The organism is Paucilactobacillus nenjiangensis (assembly GCF_008632615.1).
Lineage (GTDB): Bacteria > Bacillota > Bacilli > Lactobacillales > Lactobacillaceae > Paucilactobacillus > Paucilactobacillus nenjiangensis.
Window position 1 is genome coordinate 147,646 of the sequence record NZ_CP043939.1, and the last position, 18,162, is coordinate 165,807.

Genomic DNA, 18,162 nt, shown 5'->3' on the forward strand with positions numbered 1-18,162 from the left:
AATCAGCAAGATAATATGAATGAAATACTTGGGGGAGTACTTATGAAAAAAATATTGGGAATTTTTAGTATTGTAGTTATATCATTGAGCTTAACTGCGTGTGGTAGTAGCGCTGACAAAAAGGATAGTTCTTCTAAATCATCCAGTAGCTCTGTATCATCTAATAAAAAAGCAACTAGTTCAAATAAAAAGAATTCTTCATCAAGGAGTAGTTCGACACCGGCTGCATCGAGTTCGTCTGCATCTGGACTTGACCAGTCTCGCGAAGCAATTACTGCACAAGAAACTGCCAATGGTAATAAGCCATTAAGTTTTGAACCAATTCAGTCTGCAGCGCAGGCTGAAGCATTATTAACCAAAAATTATGGCGACAAAGGTTGGACAACAGCACATGGGTCTGTTGGATTGTCGTCACCAATTTACTTCAGTGTTAATTCAAATGATGGACAAACGCTAGTGGTTTACGCCACCGGTCAAGTTAAACCAATGGGTGAATAAATAGTATTCCTAAAAGACCAGTAATTTGGCCTTTTTTTGTTTATTTCAAACTTGCCCAACTGCAGCATAAGTCTTACACTATATTTGTAAACAGTTTCACAAACAAATTTAGGAGGTAGTTAACATGGCACGTATATTCGCTAGTCCTGCTCATTATGTACAAGGTAAGGGTGTATTTAAAGATCCTAAACAGTATTTAACCTCACTCGGCAAGAATCCAATCATTTTGGCTGATTCGGTAGTTTGGAAAATTGCCGGGAATGACTTAAAAGCAACGCTAGAAAAATCAGGATTTACGGTCACTAAAGTTACTTTCCATGGTGAAGCTTCAGATGAAGAAAGTGCAAGAGTTGTCGCTGTCGGTAAAGAAAATGAATCAGATTTCATTATCGGTCTTGGTGGCGGGAAGACTCTTGATACAGCTAAAAATATTGCTGATCATTTAAAAGTACCAGTCGCAATTTTACCCACAGTGGCCTCAACCGATGCACCATGTTCTGCTTTATCAGTAATGTATACTCCTGAAGGTCAATTTAAAGACTATGCCTTTTATTCAAAGAATCCAGATTTAGTTTTGTTAGATACTGAAGTGATTGCCCATGCACCCGTTCGGACATTGATTGCTGGAATTGCTGACGCAATGGCTACTAATATTGAAGCCCAAGATGTCGCTCGTGGTCACAATGATTCGATGTTAGGGGCCAAACAAACTCTTGCTTCTTTGGCAATCGCTCAAACCTGTGCGGATAATTTATTTGCTCATGCTTCTGCTGCCGTGGCTGCGGCGGAAGGCCAAGTTGTGACACCTGCCTTAGAAACAATTGTTGAATCCAATACTTTGTTAAGTGGACTCGGCTTTGAAAGTGCTGGTTTAGCAGCTGCACATGCCATTTATAATGGGATGACCGTCCTAACCGGCGACATTGAAAGCTTAATGCATGGTGAAAAAGTCGCTTACGGTTATTTATGTGAACTGATGTTAGATAACGTGCCTGAAGAAGAATACAACAAGTTCTTAAACTTTAACCGGCAATTTGGCTTACCAACTACACTGGCAGACTTGAAAATCGATGGGATTGCTTATGAGGAACTATTAAAAGTTGGTGAACAAGCTACCATTCCTGGTGAAACCATTCATCAAATGCCTTTCGAAGTTACCGCCAGCGATGTCGCTGATGCCTTTGTCGCAGTTGATCAATATTCTAAAACTCATTAATTAAATTGTGAGGGAAAATTATGGACACTGAGTCACAATCAAATTTTGATTTATACCAAGAAATTCGTTATTCAGGTAGTTTGTCCGCCGGCATGCTGCACAATTTGGCCCGCAGGGAGTTAGAGCGTCGTGGCGCCAACGGTGATGACCAAGCGCAGATTATCTTGGAAGATTATTTGGACGAATTCAATTACAATTTTAAAAATTAAACAGAAAAGTCAGCATCGACGAAGATGCTGACTTTTTAAGTGGGACCAATTAACGAGCTTTGAAAAGTGAATGACAGATTTGGGAGAGGGCAATAATAATGACAATGCCAATTACTTTTTCCAGGACATTAAAATGGCTCAGAAAAATAACTAGTAGAATTGCGATGATTTCAACAATAAAAATTAAATATTTCATGATAAAACTCCCCCAAGAAGTAATCTAGGAAATAAGCAACTGCCATTTAGTTAAAAGTTGTGTTAAAAATAATTAACTTTAATCATTGTTCGGGACTTGGAATGTACGGCGAATTAATTCTTCATCAATATTTACATCGATGTCTAAGTATTTATATATTGAGATGAATAAATTAATCAATGATCGTGTTTTTGTGTCGGAAGAATCATCACTTTCTATCGAGTGGTTAAAGTTTTTAAGTTGTAATAAAACTGAGGGAGAATCGTAAAAAGATGCTGGTATGGAATTAAGAGCAGATTGAAACTGATCAGACTCTAACTTATGCCTCCATGCAACTAATTGCCGTAAGGTTTGAAATTGTTCCTGCCAAACAATTTGATGATTTCTTTTTTTTTCAAGCTCTTGTTGAAAAATTATTGTTGATTTGTTCAATTTTATGGAATAATAAATTGATAAAAAAACTCCGAATAGGCCGAAAGATGACGCAATTAAAGTGTTTAGTATGTTTAGATTCATCGATAATTTTCCTTTTATATTTTTTTTATTCCGGGTTATTAAAAATAAGGGTGTAAAATGTGCATAGTGAAATTAATATTATAGATGAGTTGGTCAGATATGAGTAATAGAGAAATAGCAACGGTCATTTGGATTATTATTTTTGTAATTATTTTATTAATTGTGGAACGAAAGAGTGATACTTTAAGCGTGATTGTGGACAGCTTCGTAAATTTGTTAAATCAGCCTGTTTTGACCTTTATTATTATATATCAGTTGCTAGTTTTAAGCATTGTTAGTTTTATTATATACTCAATTGATGGTAACTGGTGGCTACTCAAGGACTATTTACTAACAGTTATGGTTTCTGGGTTTTATATAAAATCAAAATATAAGACGAACAATTTACTCCAATTACTCATAGGAACAATTGGAATAAGCTCTATTTATACATTTTTAGCTAATAAGTTTGTCTTTTCTCTTCCAATCGAACTTATTTTGATTCCCATAATAAGTTTTTTAACATTGGTTTCAGTTGTGGCAAAAAGTGAAAGCATAATTAGTGTTGTTAAATTTGTTGACTTCTTTTTTAGTATTATTGGCATAATAATTGTTCTACATATCGTAATATCAATTTTTATTGAATATAAGCATTTAGCACATGTATCTGAGGACTTTTTCTTACTTTTTGAAAATGTAATTTTTTACGCGATGAATATACCTATAATTAAAATGCTATTTCCGCTGACTGAATTTGATGTTATAGACAATTTTACAACAACGAAAAAGACTCGAAAACGGTTAGCTTGGCAAATCTTTTGTCGTTATACTACGTTTATCTGGATTTTGTATGGGAAACGTAATTTACTTGAAAACGGTGTAGTTAGTCTAAGAACTGGAGGAATAATTGGTAGAGTATTTACTCTTACTATTAACGACGATATACCAAAAATTAAACTTAAACTGATAATAAATATGTTCATAGTTGGCGCTGAAAATAATATTTTTTTCAAGGATAGAAAGAAAAAATTACCACTAAAAATTAGATGTATTGTGAATAACCAAGTTGTAGCAGTGTGGATGATAAAAGATTATGATTCCCAATTTAATTTTGACCTGAATGATGATAAATCGAATCAACCGACAGGGAAAATAATTTTTCAAGAGTCGAAATAATAGAATCACCCAAGTAACTTATTCTACATAATAAATTTTTTTAGATGCAATGGCTTTATTGAGTATGTGTCGCGCTGAATAAAAATGATAAGCAGCATAACCATAACTTTTATTTAGATAAATGGCAGTTTCTGCAAGTGTGAGATTGAAAGAAATTCTGGTTACGAATGCTAGTCGATCATTGACGTTTAAAATACTTAATGCCTTCACTAAGCTATTTTGTCTAGTTGGCATACTTAAACGATTATGAGTATCGTACTTGGGTATAGACTGATAGTAAAACAGGTATTCTAATTTATCTTGGTTAATCAACGAAACACGATTTCCGTGATTTCTATTAGTTGTGTGCGTTTGTAGATTTATCGAAAAAGTTAAGTCCCGTTGCACAGATGTCAGTATCCTTATTAATATTTCATTTCCACACAATTTTGCTATCTTTTTTGCTTGACGACAAGGCTTCTTGTGTAAATATATTCACGTAATAAAGTTTCTTCAGACATGTTTGCCTCGTTTATAAGATTAATTTGGTACGATGATTTCAACAATAAAAATTAAATATTTCATAATAAAACTCCCCCAAGAGTTAACCCATAATTTTCTTCCACAAACTTTTATCTGGCTTGGCAAACGAGAATCCTTCACCAAGCGTCTCAGATGTATCACTTTCGGTGATGAATGCTTGTGGATCTATCTTTTTGATTAATTCGTAGACTGATGCCACTTCAGAGGGATCAACAACGGTGTAAACGACTTGTTGTTGATTTTTTGTATAACCACCCTTGGCATCAAATAGTGATGTTCCACGTTCCATTTTTTCCATAATTGCATCGGAGATTTCAACGGATTTGGAAGAAAAAATGAGGAATGCTCGAGCTGAGTAACCACCTTTTTGGGTGAAATTCAAAATTTGAGCAAAGACGAACGACATAATTAAGGTATACATCATGTGGACAATGTCTAAGTACACGAGTGACAAAAGTAAAACGGAAGCATCGAGCACAAACATCGTGCGGCCCATTGGAATATTTAATTTACGTTCTAAAACCAGAGCGACGACATCGGTACCACCAGTTGTGCCACCAAAGCGCATGATGAGTCCTAGTCCTAAACCACCTAAAATTCCGGCAATGATGGCAGCTATTAAAGCGTCATGATGTAGTGGTGGATTCATTGGAACAATTTGCCAAATCCATAACCAAGCTGACAAACTGACAATTCCAAACAAAGTATAGATAATTGAACGTCGGCCCAGTAGCCGGTAGCCGACGATTAATAAAGGAATATTTAAAATCAAAGTTGTGTAGGCTGGGTTCAGTCCGAATAATGCCCGAAGTATCAGGGTTATACCCGAGATTCCACCTTCGGCTAAATTGTTGGGGATATTCACGTTAATTAATGACCACGCGTAGAGGGCAGATCCAATTAAAAAAGCGAGTAAATCACGGAAACGAATGCGTTCTGCTGTTTTATTCATGTGCGGCCTCCTTGAAATTAGTTATATAAGAAGTATATCACTGATAACAGGGTGAGACATGCTCGACAGGTTTTGAAAGCAGACAAAAACACCATCCCCAGAACCTGGCGATGGTGTCGTTGTTGTTTGGAATAGTCAACGCAATTCTGTTGACTCGTTCACTTATTAAATACGTTGATTGTCCGTAAATTACGTTACATTGTTTCAGTTATTTTTTCTTTGCTTTTGCTTTGACTGTCCGACGAAGTTTTAAGAGAACTAATAGGTTAGTAATGGCCAGTAGAATGGCACCCCAGAGACCAGTTTGGAAACTAGAATCATCAGTTTGAGGGAGAACTGATGCTGCCGTGACCGGAGCTTCTTTAACTGAACTCTTAGCTGGAGTAGTTGCCACTGGAACTGGGGAGGTTGGAGTGACTTCAGCTTCTGGAGTTGGTGCTTCTGGGTCGACAGGTTGCTCGGGATCGACTGGTGTTTCAGGATCCACTGGTTTCTCTGGTTCAACAGGTTTTTCGGGGTCAATCGGTTTTTCTGGTTCTGGTTCGACATCATAGTAGAAGTAGACGTCAGTGATTGGTTGCACGATTTCTACCGGGATGGTGTTGCTGTCGAGATCGATTAAGCGACCGTGACCAATTTGATATTTGTCTAATTGGAATCCATATGATTCTAATTCAGCAATCCGGTCAGTGACATCAGCAATGTCACCAACTTTAACTGCATCGTTAGTCTCAGTACTCTGCACATGGACGTAGCCAGGATTAGTCGTTGATTCATCCCGGATTTCTGGGGTAGTTAAATCAACAGGGGTATTCACGTCATCCAAGTAGACGGTTTCCACAATTTCTTTATTGCCATCGGGAGTTAAGTGATGGATGTAAAGAACGGCGGCAGTTGATTGCCGAACACCGTAATCTGAACGGGTCGCGAACGAATAATTAGTGGTTTCGTTGGTTGCATAAGTCCGCTGATTTCCAGCGTAAACGTATTTTTCTTCCCCCGGAGTAGTTTTGACTGCAACCTTTGATTGAGTGGCATAGTAGTATTGTGGAATCTGCAAGTTAAAGGACACCTTCAAGTTGGATAGGTTATTCCCGCGTTCCATATAGAAGATATTCATTTTATGTTCCTTGCCAGCTTCCTTCCAATCAGCACCAAAGATGGTTGCCATGTTAGTATTTCTCGTAGTGCTCCCAATTTTGGCAGTAATTACACCAGTGATAAAGTTGATTGAACCAGTCATAGCTGCATGGGTTCCGCCTAAATCAAGGGCTAAAGTACCATCAATATAGAGCCAGAAATCATCGTCTCCACTGAAATTGAAGACCATGGGTGTCGTATTGCCTTCAGCATCCGTTATCATACCACCGATTGGTTGCACATAATCAGTTTCCATCGAGATGCCGAAGTAGTGGTTAACTCGGTTACCAGTCGTCTTTAAAGGAATGTCTTGTGTGGCAGAAAAATCTGCTGCTGCTCCATTTTTAAAGAAGTCGTCAACGGTATTGAATGGGAAGATTTGTCCACCATAGCTACCGGCTTTATTGGATAAATTATAAACTTCAAAGTTTCCGGTAGCCATATTAAAGTAAATATAGTTAGACGCACTATCGAAGCTATAGCCACCACGACCATCACTGGCAAACATTTTTAGCAAGTCAGCATCGGCGATGGAAGCATAGCCAGCTGGATCACTAGTACTGTCAAATAGGTAACTGAGAGATTCTTTATTGCCGACTTTTAAGACTGGATAGCCGTCAGCGCCGAGGCTAGTTTCAACCATGCCGGGAGCATAGGAGTTGCCATCTGTATATTTGTTGTAGTTAGCAGCACCACTGATACCGCCACCACCTGGAGAAAATTTGAGGGTGTGATCTTTATTGATCCCTAAGTTACGGAGGTCTTGGCCTAACTGCGTACCTGTCCCTTCGTAATTTTTTTCAGCATCTAGCCAATAATCCTTAATGCTGATTTTCACTCCTGGATTAATGGTATCAATAATTTGCAATTTATCGTTAGCTTTCATATCGGTCGCCGGGTTGACCAAAGGTTCGACTTCTTCATAAACCACGGCATCAGTTGGAATGTTATTCTTGTCTGTGTCTGTTTGAATTAGGTAAACTTCATTATCAATGATTATATAAGATTGATTTGTTTTGACAGCAGCCTGAATGGCTTCGTATATTTCAGTATTTCGGCCTTCATCGTCGGTAGCAACTAAATCGTCGCGCGCAACATATTTGGCAAATTATTTTTTTCCAGCGTCAGACAATTGAATTTGTGTTTTAATTACTGTTCCATCGCTATCCGGTACATACGTATAATAACTACCAAGTTCATAGGTGACATTAGCCAATGAGTAACCGCTTTCATTTTCGACGTCATTTGGGTTGGCGTATTCGGTTGTGGCCTCTGTGGAAACGTCAATGTAGGTGGTTTCGGGGATGTCATTGGTGGTGATTAAGATAAATCCAGTCCCTACATAACTGGATTGTTGATCATAAGCGGCTTGCAGGTCGGCGGCAGTACCGTTGTATGATACTGTTGATACCACATCTTGACCGAGTGCAGTCTGCAGGTCAGTCAATTCCGCGGTCGTCAGGTTTACAAATGAATACGTGCCATTGACTTCAATCGCGCGCTGGAAATTAGTACCATTAAAGGCAATCGTGTGAATGGTGTCATTATCAGTGGCAGCACTAGTTTATAAATAATTGCGAATGGTTTCAGAATAAACATGATTAGGGTCTAAGCCAGCAGGCAAGGCACTGGCGTCGTCAGTCGTTTCGACTTTATAGTTTTTACCATCGTCGATAATGGATTGATCACCGCTACTGGCGGCACTGGCAATTGCGGCAACATCTGAGCTATAGGCCGTTGAAGTAGCAGCGACATTGCTGGCAGCATCGATGTCAACTTGTTGATCAGAAGTGACAGGGGTATAAGAACCAGCCGAATCTTGGGTGTAAGTATCGGAAAGTCCTTCATAGTAGTTAACAACCGTTTCGTTGGCAGAATTAGGATTAACATCGGAGGCGGGAATATATTCAGTAATGATATCGCCGGGTTGAACCGCATGACTGGTCGAGAGTGTCGTCTGAGTAGTTGTAGTGGCAGCAGGTTGGGCGGCATCAGCTTGAACCGTCGTTGCGCCAATCATGAAGCTAGCCAAGACAGCGCAAGCAAAAATCCATTTTTTTCCATCCTTGTACATCTTGTAGTTGGTTCGTTTCTGTTCACCTTGAATTTTCATGATTTTTCCTCCTTTTTAACCATAACGTTTGTGCTATGGCCAGAATAATAAAAAAGTGTGAAGAAAATATGAATTTATGTTCCAAAAGTGATAATAATCATAATATTATTATGATACTTACAAAAAGAAAGTGCTCTGATGACTGCTTGTGCAGTACTTCGCAAGCTGGTCTAGACATTATAAAAAATTTAAAAATAAATTTTGAATTTGCAATAAAAACGATATTTTTGAAATAAAAAAGCAACATTCTTGAAAGAATGCTGCAAAAAAAATGCACAAAAAAACGACCACCATATTTAGTCGAGGGTGATCGTTATTAAACACTCAGTATTAGAGTGTGGCGTGATAAACACGCGACCAGGTGTATTTCAACCTGGTGAGGTTTGGCAACCTGTTGACAGTATACTATAGAATGCGGTGAATTACGAGTGCACGGTTGTGTTACGGTATAATCTTCGATATACTCAAAGTCTAAAGTAAAGGAAGTGATTTAAGTTGAAAATGTAATCGGCAAATTCAGAACAAACAACTGTACTCAATGAGTAGGGTTTATTCTATTGCAATTACATCTTTTTCTTAAATCGATAAATAAAAATTATGACACATGTTCATAAGCATCACGAAACATTAATAGAATAAACCACTTATTGAACCAATGAGGTGAAATAAATGGGCACACTTAAAATACAAAATATGTCGTTTCGATATGATGGCATGACCGACGAATTATTTGCCGACGTTAATTTAGCGATTGATGAATCTTGGAAACTCGGATTAATCGGGCGCAATGGTCGTGGGAAAACGACACTACTAAACATTCTGAGAGGTCAATTAGACTATCATGGTTCAATCGAAACTAATTTAACCTTTAATTATTTTCCGGCGGAAGTTAGTAATCCAAATGAAACGACCGAACAAGTCTTACTAGCAATTACCCAGACGGATGTCTCTGAGTTATGGAAAATTCAAATTGAAATGGATCAACTCGGCTTATCGGATGCAATTTTGAGTCAACCGTTCAATCAATTAAGTCCGGGAGAACAAACGAAAGCACTATTAGCCGCATCCTTTAGTCAACCAGCTCAATTTGGCTTGATTGATGAACCAACGAATCATTTGGATTCGGCGGGCCGCGAAGTAGTCGCTAATTATTTGAAGCAAAAAACTGGGTTTATCGTGATTAGCCACGACCGGGCATTTTTAAATGCAATTATTGATCATGTAATTTCGATTGACCGGACCCAACTCCAATTATTTGCCGGCAATTACGACACGTGGCAAGCGGCCTTTGATCAAAAAAATCAGAGTGAAGCACAACTGAAGTCAAAAATTGAACGTGAAGTTAAAACCCTCAAGCAATCCGCCGAACAAACCAAATCATGGGCAACGCAAGCCGAAAAAGGGAAAAATAAAAGCGCCCATCAAAACCAACAAGTTAATCTGGATAAAGGCTTTATTAGTCACAAGGCCAGTAAAGTGATGAAAAAAGCCCAAAATACGCTCAAACGCACGGAAGCGGGAATTGAACAAAAGCAACAATTGTTAAAAAATGTTGAAACGCCGCAAGTACTGACCCTTAACTACCACCCATTGAGCAAAACGTTCGTGACAGTGCAAGATTTGCAAGTTATCCGTGGGGAGCGTCAGTTACTTAACAGTGCCCTGAATTTTGAACTGAAACCAGGTGAACGCTTGGTATTACAAGGCTTAAACGGTAGTGGTAAATCCACGATTCTACATGCGTTACAAGGTGAGACGTTCTTAATTTCCGGCGGGACTGTGCATTGGGCACATCAAGTTAAAATTTCATATGTCAGTCAAACCTTTGATAATCTCTCCGGTAGCTTGCAGGAATATGCGGACCAGTATCACTTGGAACTCTCTGATTTACTTAACATGCTACGTAAATTAGGTTTCGAACGGCAAACTTTTTAGGTTGATCTATCGCAAATGAGTATGGGACAGCAGCGTAAACTCGCCATCGCACGGTCGTTATGTGAACCGGCCAATGTCTACCTGTGGGATGAACCGTTAAACTACTTGGATGTGATTACTCGCCAAGAAATCGAGACGTTAATTACTGAATCTCAGCCGACAATGATTGTGGTTGACCATGACACCACCTTCACCGAAGCAATCGGCACAAAATATCTCTCAATCTAGGGTGATTTCGCTTCCATTATGGATAAAACTTGTACTATAATTATTGTCGGGGATAATGGGGTGAAAATTATGACACAAGAACAAATTAAAAATATTTTATACGCCGGAATCGTGGGGGATGCGCTGGGTGTGCCAGTTGAATTTAGTCAACGCGACACGTACTTTGTTGATGAAATGACTGGTAATGGTACCTGGGACCAACCAGCTGGCTCATGGTCTGATGACAGCTCCATGACGCTCGCGTTAGCACAAAACCTCGTTGCACAAGGATCTTATGATGATTTAATGCAACGCTTTGCCGGCTACGTCTACGATGGTAAGCTCACACCAAATGGTGAAACTTTTGATGTTGGCAATACCACCAATCAAGCAGTTCAAAACTACGAGCGTCATCACATGGCACCATTAGATTGCGGGGTCGAAGACGAAAATGCTAATGGTAATGGTGCGATTATGCGGTTAGCACCGTTAGCAATTGAGTTAGTCGGACAAGAAGATTTGAACACACGGCTAAACATCATCACTGAATACACATCGTTAACGCATCGCCATCCGCGAGCCATCGTGGGGAGCTTAATTTATGTCGAAATGCTTCGTGAATTACTGTTAGGTGCAGATTTACCAAGTGCCTTAATGAACGTTCAAAGCGAATTAACAACTTCTAGCTTGGATCAACTGTATTTAAATGAATTTGTTTACTATGAACGAATTTTTGACGGTGGTTTTAAAGACTTACCCGCCGATGAAATTAATAGTACCGGCTACGTGGTCGACACCTTAGAAGCAGCTATCTGGGTGGCGCTGAATCATTCTGACTTCCAAGATGCTGTTGTTGCGGCGGTTAATTTAGGCGAAGACACGGATACAATTGCCTCGATTGTCGGCGCAATTGTTGCGAGTGCAACAGAGTCAATTCAGATTCCAGCCAATTGGAGTGGAGCCATCCAAAATCGAACTTTAATCGACAAAATTGTGGAACCATTTGCACAGAAATATTCTGCCTAGGAGAAGACTATGAAAGATGTCAGAATCTACAAAACTTTACGTGATATTCGACAAGCTTTCTTTCAACTATTAGAAAGTGATGGATTCAGAAAAATTACCATTGGTAAAATTTGTGAGGTAGCGCTGGTTTCAAGATCGACATTTTATTCTCATTATCAGGATAAGTATGATTTACTCGAAAAATTAGTGGATGAATATTCCGCCCTTTTTAATCAACTAGCTAAGCAAAGGGCAGATGCAATTTTAACTGCTCAATTGAATGTGTTATCAGTTTCTGAGATTACAAATGATTTAAAAAAGCATCAATCCGAGATCAATACGCTTTTGAAAGTTCATGAAGAAGGCCTAGATTTACATGCTAGGTGGGAACAGAGCTTAGATACACTATGGGTTGAGGTTAGCAAAAGTCGAATCAAGCAAGAAGTTCCCTTGACATTTTTGAGTAAAATTAGCTCGTCATTGATTATTTCTTATATTGAGTGGACATTAGCTAGCGATGAGGAGACAGATGCTCCATCCAAATTGATGGAATCTATTTTTACAACTATTTACAAATAAACCGTACAAATATTGTCACAGTGTTCGATTTCGAACATGGTGGCTTTTTTTGATTATTGTTAATCCTGTAATTCACCAACGGTTCATGATGAAGATTTGTTGACTAATTTTGAAAAAATTGTTGATGGTAAGACACCGACGTATCGGTCATCAAGTTCAGCAGATTCGGAATTTAGTGGATCAGACAGTAGCCAGACCAAAGTCTCATCTAGTGGTCTTTCATTGACTGAAATCGCAGCGAATAATTTTTCGAGTTTAGTCGGTACTTGGAAAAATGATAATGGTGAAACAATTGAAGTGACTAATCAAACCATGGATAAACCAGCTGGAACCAATTGGGCTTTGAGTAAAGGTGCTGTGCTGGCTAATTCTAAATCCAGTGAATACCCTGATGTAATTGGTGGTGGAAATATGATTGGCGACTATATGCAAGGAGCTTACGGAACTTTTGATCCGCAATCAATGAGTATGTCACCAATTGCAATTGTCCCCGCCGGGGTGAAAGCGACCGCAGCCGATGACTCTGATAGTAGTCGAGACCGCTTGATTAGTGGTGGTGGCCAAGGCGGTTATGCAACTGAGGCATATTATAGAGAATAATCAAATAAATAAAATACAACTCGCAAGAAAATAGAAAGTTTCTATTCTCTTGCGAGTTGTATTTTTTTGTTATGCTCTAATTAATTTCACACCCAAAACCGTCAAATGACTGTTCTCGATTAATTGAATCATGAAGTGGGCAAGACTTTCAGGATCAAATTCTTCATCTGATTTAAGCCACCAGTTTAAAGTTCCCATGAAAGTAGACGTCATATAAGAAAAGACAAATTCTTTGGGGATGATGCGATCATTTTGAGTGATTTTGAGGTTATCCAAAAAGCCAGTCGTCGTTTCTCTGACTAATGTTTCCAAATGCTCGATTAACTGATTACGCATGGAACTATCGGCAATCAAGAAGAATAGCTCACGGTTATTACCGATGTTGCGGAAAATATTGGCTAACGTGTGTTCTAAGACTGGAAGATTAACCGTATTTTTATCAAGAAAAATTTCGGCGTGCTTAAATTCATTAAAGTAAGACAGCACTGTATTAAAAATTTGGTCAAATAAATCTTGTTTGTCTTTAAAATGTGAGTAAAAGGTGGCCCGATTAATCATTGCTTCGTCAGCAATTTGCTGGACCGTTAAGCTATCGAATCCATACTCATTAACTAATTTAACAAACGCAGTATAAATCATTTTCTTTGTTCGAATAACTCGTAAATCTTCATGCTTGGCCATCTGATTAACTCCTTTTTCAAACTAATTTTACAACTATTCTACCAGAAATTTTGGGGTATAACCGACAAATTATGGTAATTCGTCAAATATATTACATTTTGTCTGATTTTGTTCATTGAAACACAAATAGTAAGGGGTTACACTAAACATAATTTTAATAGACAAGTTGTTGTATATGTGATGTGTTGTTGTGGAAAACGAGGTCGGGTTGTCGGACTATTTCACAGCAATGGATGACGGGCTACGAAATTGTGGCGACGAGGAGATAATATGAGCAGACGAAAATTGATTGGTGGCATTGATGTCGGATCAACGACTGTGAAATTAGTCGTGATGGATAATGATACACGGGAGACGTTGTTTTCAAGATACGAACGTCATTTTTCTGATGTACGAGCTGCAAGTGAACGAGTTATCAAAGAAGCTATCGACGAACTTGATGGTGAAGAACCAATTTCATTCACGATTACCGGTTCTGGTGGCATTGGCTTAGCTAATTTATTGCACCTTGAGTTTGTGCAAGAAGTGATTGCCTGTACGAAAACCGTTGAAGAACTAATTCCGGAAACGGATGTCAGTATCGAACTTGGTGGTGAAGATGCCAAGATTACGTTCTTTGGTGCCTCCATGGAACAACGGATGAACGGTAGCTGTGCCGGTGGGACCGGTGCTTTTATTGACCAAATGGCTACCTTACTCAAAACCGATGCCAATGGTTTAAATATCATGGCACAAGATGCAGAAAAAATTTATCCAATTGCATCACGTTGTGGTGTGTTTGCCAAAACTGACGTACAACCATTAATCAATGATGGTGCGCGAAAAGAAGACATTGCTGCTAGTATTTTTCAAGCGGTTGTTAACCAGACAATCTCTGGCTTAGCCGCTGGTCATAAAATTAAGGGTAATGTGGCCTTTTTAGGTGGTCCATTGTATTTCATGGATCAATTACGTTACCGATTTATTGAAACTTTAAAACTAACACCGGAACAAGTTATTTTTCCAGAAGATCCACAATTATTTGTCGCTAAAGGTGCCGCGTTGTATGCGGTCGATGAAAAAACGACGACTTTAACTGCGTTGTTAGACTTACTAATTAATGGGGACCATTCGGTGATGCAACCAACTCACCATTTAGAACCTCTCTTTGCTGACGATGAAGAACTCCAACAATTCCGTCAACGTCATGGTGAAGCCCAGATCGAGGAACGCGATTTGAGTACCTACCAAGGTACAGCCTTTTTAGGAATCGATGCCGGATCAACCACGACCAAAGTGGCCCTGATGAGTACTGACCATAAGCTGCTTTACACTTACTACGATAGTAACGATGGTGATCCACTCGCTAAGACTAAACAAATTTTGAAAGATATGTATGCCAAGTTACCTGAAGGCGTTCGCATTGGAAAAGCCACCGTCACTGGGTATGGTGAACATTTAATTAAAAACGCCTTAATGGTTGATGTCGGGGAAGTTGAAACAGTTGCGCACTACAAGGCAGCTCATTTCTTCCAACCCAACGTTGATTTCATTTTGGACATTGGTGGTCAAGACATGAAAGCCATGACCATCAAAAATAATGCACTGTCGACCATCAAATTGAACGAAGCTTGTTCATCTGGTTGTGGCTCTTTTTTGGAGACCTTTGCTAGTTCATTAAAATACGACATCAAAGACTTCGCTCAAGCTGCCTTATTGGCTAAATACCCTTCTGATTTAGGGTCTCGTTGTACCGTGTTTATGAATTCAAAAGTTAAACAGGTACAAAAAGAAGGCGCATCGATTGGTGACATTGCTGCCGGTTTATCGATGTCGATTATTAAAAATGCGCTCTATAAAGTGATTAAAATTAAACGCCCAGAAGACTTGGGTGAACATATTGTCTGCCAAGGTGGGACTTTCTATAATGAAGCCGTCTTGCGCGCCTTTGAAAAAATTTCTGGACGTGAAGTCATTCGGCCTAACATTGCTGGCTTGATGGGTGCATATGGCGCTGCTCTAATTGCCGAAGAAAATTATCAAGCAGGGGATGAAGCTACCTTACTTCATCCTGAACAAATGGATAATTTAAGTGCTACTAAGGAATACATGCATTGTGGTGGCTGTGAAAACAATTGTGCCCTAACGATCACCGTCTTTAATGATGGTCGTCGTTTTGTCACTGGAAATCGTTGTGAACGCGGTGAAGAACGTGGCTTGAAATTACGCACTCATAAAGATAACGGCAAGATTAATTTAGTTGAAGAAAAATACAAGCTATTGTTTAGCTATCGTCCATTGAAGAAAAAACAAGCGGTTCATGGCCGGATTGGTTTACCACGAGTTTTGAACATGTATGAAAATTATCCATTATGGCAAACGTTCTTTAATCATATCGGGATTCGTGCAGAACTATCGCATAAAGGTAATGAAGCTCAATACGAAAAGGGCATGGAAACGATTCCTAGTGATACGGTTTGTTATCCAGCTAAACAAGTACATGGCCATATTGCTAAATTAATTGAAGATGGTTATGAACGCATTTTCTATCCGGCCGTTGTTTACGAAGTAAGTGAAAATAAGGACGCGCAAAATCATTTTAATTGTCCAATTGTGCAGTCATATCCAGATGTAATTAAAAATAACGTCGATGAAATTCGTAATGGCGAAATTGATTATATCGACCCATACATCAACTTAGCGGATAAAAAATCAACTGCCAACAATTTGTATGATGCCTTTAAGCATCTCGGTGTGACCAAAAAAGAAATCGTCGAAGGCCTGGATGCCGGATATGCTGAACTTGAAAACTTCAAATTAAAAATCCGTAATCGTGGCGAAGATGTGATGCGGATGCTTCACGACACTAATGAAAAAGGAATTGTCCTTGCTGGACGCCCTTATCATTTGGATCCACAAATCAATCACGGGATTTCACAGTTGATGACTGCCGAAGGTTTCCATGTATTGACGGAAGATTCAATTGCGCATTTAGGAGATGTTAAAGGACTTCGTGTGGTTAACCAATGGGTTTATCATTCACGCCTTTATGCGGCCGCTCGAATTGCAGCTAAAAATCCTCAATTGGAATTTGTTCAAATGAACTCCTTTGGATGTGGTTTGGATGCGATTGATACGGATCAAATTGAAGAAATTATGGAACAATATAACCGTCTATACACGGTTTTGAAGATTGATGAAGGAACTAACATGGGGGCCGTTAAGATTCGCCTTCGTTCCCTGAAAGCAGCCGTGGCAGAGCGGAATAAGTTACACGTATTACCTGAAAAACAACATGAATTGGATCAGCCGGTTAGTTTCACCCCAGAAATGAAACAAGAAGGATACACACTTTTGATGCCAATGATGTCACCAGTTCATCAGCATGGATTGGTCGATGTGGCCTTGCAAGCATCTGGCTACAACGTGGTTAATTTACCAATGGAAGATCACAAAGCAATTGATGTTGGTCAAAAATTTGTAAATAATGATGCCTGTTATCCAGCCATCATTTCAATTGGTCAAATGTTGGAAGCATTACAAAGTGGTAAGTATGACTTAGACAAGACTGCCGTCATGATGACTCAAACTGGTGGTGGCTGTCGGGCTACCAACTACATTCCACTAATTAGAAAAGCACTTAAAGATGCTGGCTTCTCACAAGTACCAGTGGTATCAATGTCGATGGGAAATCAAGGAGTTGAAAATACTTCAGGATTTAAGATGACCTTGCCATTGTTGAAACGAGTAGCAATTGGGTTCTTGTATGGTGACCTATTTGAAAAAGTGGTTTATCGGACTCGTCCATATGAAAAAGAACCAGGCACAATTGATAAGATGCATGAAGACTGGCTTCAATTAGTCCGTCCTAGTGTTGAAAAAGGAAGCTTTTCTGAATTTAAGAAGAACGTTAAGCAGATTGTTAAAGATTTCGACACCGTACCATTGAATGAAACCGTGAAACCTAAAGTTGGGTTAGTTGGTGAGATCTTAGTTAAGTACTCACCAATTGCCAATAACGATATTGTCCACTTGTTGGAAAATGAAGGCGCCGAAGCAGTCGTTCCTGATATTGTCGGCTTCATGAACTATTCACTTTACAATCAAATTTACAAATATCAAAAACTTGGTGCATCAGCGAAAGCACGGATTTTTGCTGAAACTGCCTTAAAGATTATCGAATGGTGTGAACAACCAATGCAAAAGGCATTAACTGCTTCGAACCGTTTTGATGGCATGGAAGGTATTAAAGAAGTTGCTGATGATGCCAGCAAGATTTTGTCACTTGGTAATCAAACGGGTGAAGGTTGGTTCTTAACCGGTGAAATGATTGAATTGTTGAAGAATGACGTTCCTAATATTATCTGTATGCAACCATTTGGCTGCTTACCAAATCATATTGTCGGTAAGGGGATGGTCAAAGAACTTCGTCATCAATTCCCTGGTGCTAATATTGCCCCAATCGATTATGATCCCGGTACTTCTATCGTTAACCAACTCAATCGTATCCGCCTTATGCTTGCAACGGCGGAAAAGAACATGAAGAAACAAGCTGCTGAGCAAAGCGAAAGTCAGCGAGCACTAACAAAGAAGGACAAAGTAAACGGGCTAAGTTTACAAGGTCTTCAAAGTTAGGTGTAATAAGAAAACTAAAAGTAG

14 protein-coding genes and 1 pseudogene are annotated in these 18,162 nt (G+C 39.1%); 9 read left to right on the forward strand and 6 right to left on the reverse strand.

From position 1 onward, the window contains the following. The first annotated feature begins 42 nt into the window (after positions 1–42). From F0161_RS00745 to F0161_RS00755, 3 genes are all read left to right on the forward strand, one after another. Positions 43–498, forward strand: coding sequence for a hypothetical protein (locus tag F0161_RS00745; protein ID WP_150203160.1), 456 nt, complete (start codon positions 43–45; stop codon positions 496–498). Positions 499–622: 124 nt separating this feature from the next. Beyond that, positions 623–1,714 carry a glycerol dehydrogenase gene (locus F0161_RS00750; RefSeq protein ID WP_137602712.1) on the forward strand — a complete coding sequence of 364 codons (1,092 nt, stop codon included), beginning with the start codon at positions 623–625 and terminating at the stop codon, positions 1,712–1,714. 20 nt (positions 1,715–1,734) lie between these two features. Then, positions 1,735–1,923 (forward strand): hypothetical protein, encoded by a 189-nt coding sequence (locus F0161_RS00755; protein ID WP_137602711.1) that lies wholly within the window; start codon positions 1,735–1,737, stop codon positions 1,921–1,923. Positions 1,924–1,972: 49 nt separating this feature from the next. Here F0161_RS00755 and F0161_RS11380 read toward each other — a convergent pair whose 3' ends face one another. Beyond that, entirely contained in the window at positions 1,973–2,119 is a 147-nt protein-coding gene (locus F0161_RS11380) for a hypothetical protein (RefSeq protein WP_170175978.1), read from the reverse strand. Between the two features lie 615 nt (positions 2,120–2,734). Here F0161_RS11380 and F0161_RS00760 point away from each other — a divergent pair. Further along, a complete protein-coding gene (locus F0161_RS00760; protein ID WP_150203162.1) occupies positions 2,735–3,790 on the forward strand; it encodes a hypothetical protein in 1,056 nt (351 codons plus the stop codon). A 583-nt stretch (positions 3,791–4,373) separates the two neighbouring features. Here the strand turns inward: F0161_RS00760 and F0161_RS00765 are convergent. The 4 genes from F0161_RS00765 to F0161_RS00780 all read right to left on the reverse strand — a co-directional run bounded on the left by F0161_RS00765 (position 4,374) and on the right by F0161_RS00780 (position 8,517). Next, complete coding sequence (locus F0161_RS00765; protein ID WP_137602710.1) at positions 4,374–5,264, reverse strand: YitT family protein; 891 nt, start codon at positions 5,262–5,264, stop codon at positions 4,374–4,376. Positions 5,265–5,472: 208 nt separating this feature from the next. Then, a complete protein-coding gene (locus tag F0161_RS11660; protein WP_150203164.1) occupies positions 5,473–7,335 on the reverse strand; it encodes a fibro-slime domain-containing protein in 1,863 nt (620 codons plus the stop codon). 177 nt (positions 7,336–7,512) lie between these two features. Beyond that, the gene (locus tag F0161_RS00775) at positions 7,513–7,818 is read right to left on the reverse strand and encodes a hypothetical protein (RefSeq protein WP_150203166.1); all 306 of its coding nucleotides are present in this window, start codon (positions 7,816–7,818) and stop codon (positions 7,513–7,515) included. Positions 7,819–7,968: 150 nt separating this feature from the next. After that, positions 7,969–8,517: a KxYKxGKxW signal peptide domain-containing protein gene (locus F0161_RS00780; protein ID WP_150203168.1), complete on the reverse strand. Its 549-nt coding sequence runs from the start codon at positions 8,515–8,517 to the stop codon at positions 7,969–7,971. A gap of 714 nt (positions 8,518–9,231) precedes the next feature. Between F0161_RS00780 and abc-f the strand changes: the two are divergent. From abc-f to F0161_RS00800, 4 genes and pseudogenes are all read left to right on the forward strand, one after another. Continuing rightward, positions 9,232–10,680, forward strand: a pseudogene (gene abc-f, locus F0161_RS00785) (ribosomal protection-like ABC-F family protein). Between the two features lie 69 nt (positions 10,681–10,749). Further along, a complete protein-coding gene (locus F0161_RS00790; RefSeq protein WP_190318887.1) occupies positions 10,750–11,685 on the forward strand; it encodes an ADP-ribosylglycohydrolase family protein in 936 nt (311 codons plus the stop codon). Between the two features lie 9 nt (positions 11,686–11,694). Next, the gene (locus F0161_RS00795; RefSeq protein WP_150203173.1) at positions 11,695–12,243 is read left to right on the forward strand and encodes a TetR/AcrR family transcriptional regulator; all 549 of its coding nucleotides are present in this window, start codon (positions 11,695–11,697) and stop codon (positions 12,241–12,243) included. A 99-nt stretch (positions 12,244–12,342) separates the two neighbouring features. Next, positions 12,343–12,843 (forward strand): DUF6287 domain-containing protein, encoded by a 501-nt coding sequence (locus F0161_RS00800; RefSeq protein ID WP_150203175.1) that lies wholly within the window; start codon positions 12,343–12,345, stop codon positions 12,841–12,843. Positions 12,844–12,912: 69 nt separating this feature from the next. Here the strand turns inward: F0161_RS00800 and F0161_RS00805 are convergent, their stop codons facing one another. Then, on the reverse strand, positions 12,913–13,524 hold the full coding sequence (locus F0161_RS00805) for a TetR/AcrR family transcriptional regulator (RefSeq protein WP_150203177.1): 612 nt from the start codon (positions 13,522–13,524) through the stop codon (positions 12,913–12,915). Between the two features lie 270 nt (positions 13,525–13,794). On the opposite strand from F0161_RS00805, the gene F0161_RS00810 reads away from it, so the two are divergent. After that, the gene (locus tag F0161_RS00810; protein WP_150203179.1) at positions 13,795–18,138 is read left to right on the forward strand and encodes a 2-hydroxyacyl-CoA dehydratase; all 4,344 of its coding nucleotides are present in this window, start codon (positions 13,795–13,797) and stop codon (positions 18,136–18,138) included. Positions 18,139–18,162 lie beyond the last annotated feature (24 nt).

What these genes read in the sequence shown, in the direction of transcription:
- F0161_RS00755 (WP_137602711.1), top strand. Translation starts at nt 1,735, where the DNA reads ATGGACACTGAGTCACAATCAAATTTTGATTTATACCAAGAAATTCGT.
- F0161_RS00760 (WP_150203162.1), top strand. Translation starts at nt 2,735, where the DNA reads ATGAGTAATAGAGAAATAGCAACGGTCATTTGGATTATTATTTTTGTA.
- F0161_RS00795 (WP_150203173.1), top strand. Translation starts at nt 11,695, where the DNA reads ATGAAAGATGTCAGAATCTACAAAACTTTACGTGATATTCGACAAGCT.
- F0161_RS00780 (WP_150203168.1), bottom strand. Translation starts at nt 8,517, where the DNA reads ATGAAAATTCAAGGTGAACAGAAACGAACCAACTACAAGATGTACAAG.
- F0161_RS00745 (WP_150203160.1), top strand. Translation starts at nt 43, where the DNA reads ATGAAAAAAATATTGGGAATTTTTAGTATTGTAGTTATATCATTGAGC.
- F0161_RS00810 (WP_150203179.1), top strand. Translation starts at nt 13,795, where the DNA reads ATGAGCAGACGAAAATTGATTGGTGGCATTGATGTCGGATCAACGACT.
- F0161_RS00765 (WP_137602710.1), bottom strand. Translation starts at nt 5,264, where the DNA reads ATGAATAAAACAGCAGAACGCATTCGTTTCCGTGATTTACTCGCTTTT.
- F0161_RS11380 (WP_170175978.1), bottom strand. Translation starts at nt 2,119, where the DNA reads ATGAAATATTTAATTTTTATTGTTGAAATCATCGCAATTCTACTAGTT.
- F0161_RS00805 (WP_150203177.1), bottom strand. Translation starts at nt 13,524, where the DNA reads ATGGCCAAGCATGAAGATTTACGAGTTATTCGAACAAAGAAAATGATT.
- F0161_RS00790 (WP_190318887.1), top strand. Translation starts at nt 10,750, where the DNA reads ATGACACAAGAACAAATTAAAAATATTTTATACGCCGGAATCGTGGGG.
- F0161_RS00750 (WP_137602712.1), top strand. Translation starts at nt 623, where the DNA reads ATGGCACGTATATTCGCTAGTCCTGCTCATTATGTACAAGGTAAGGGT.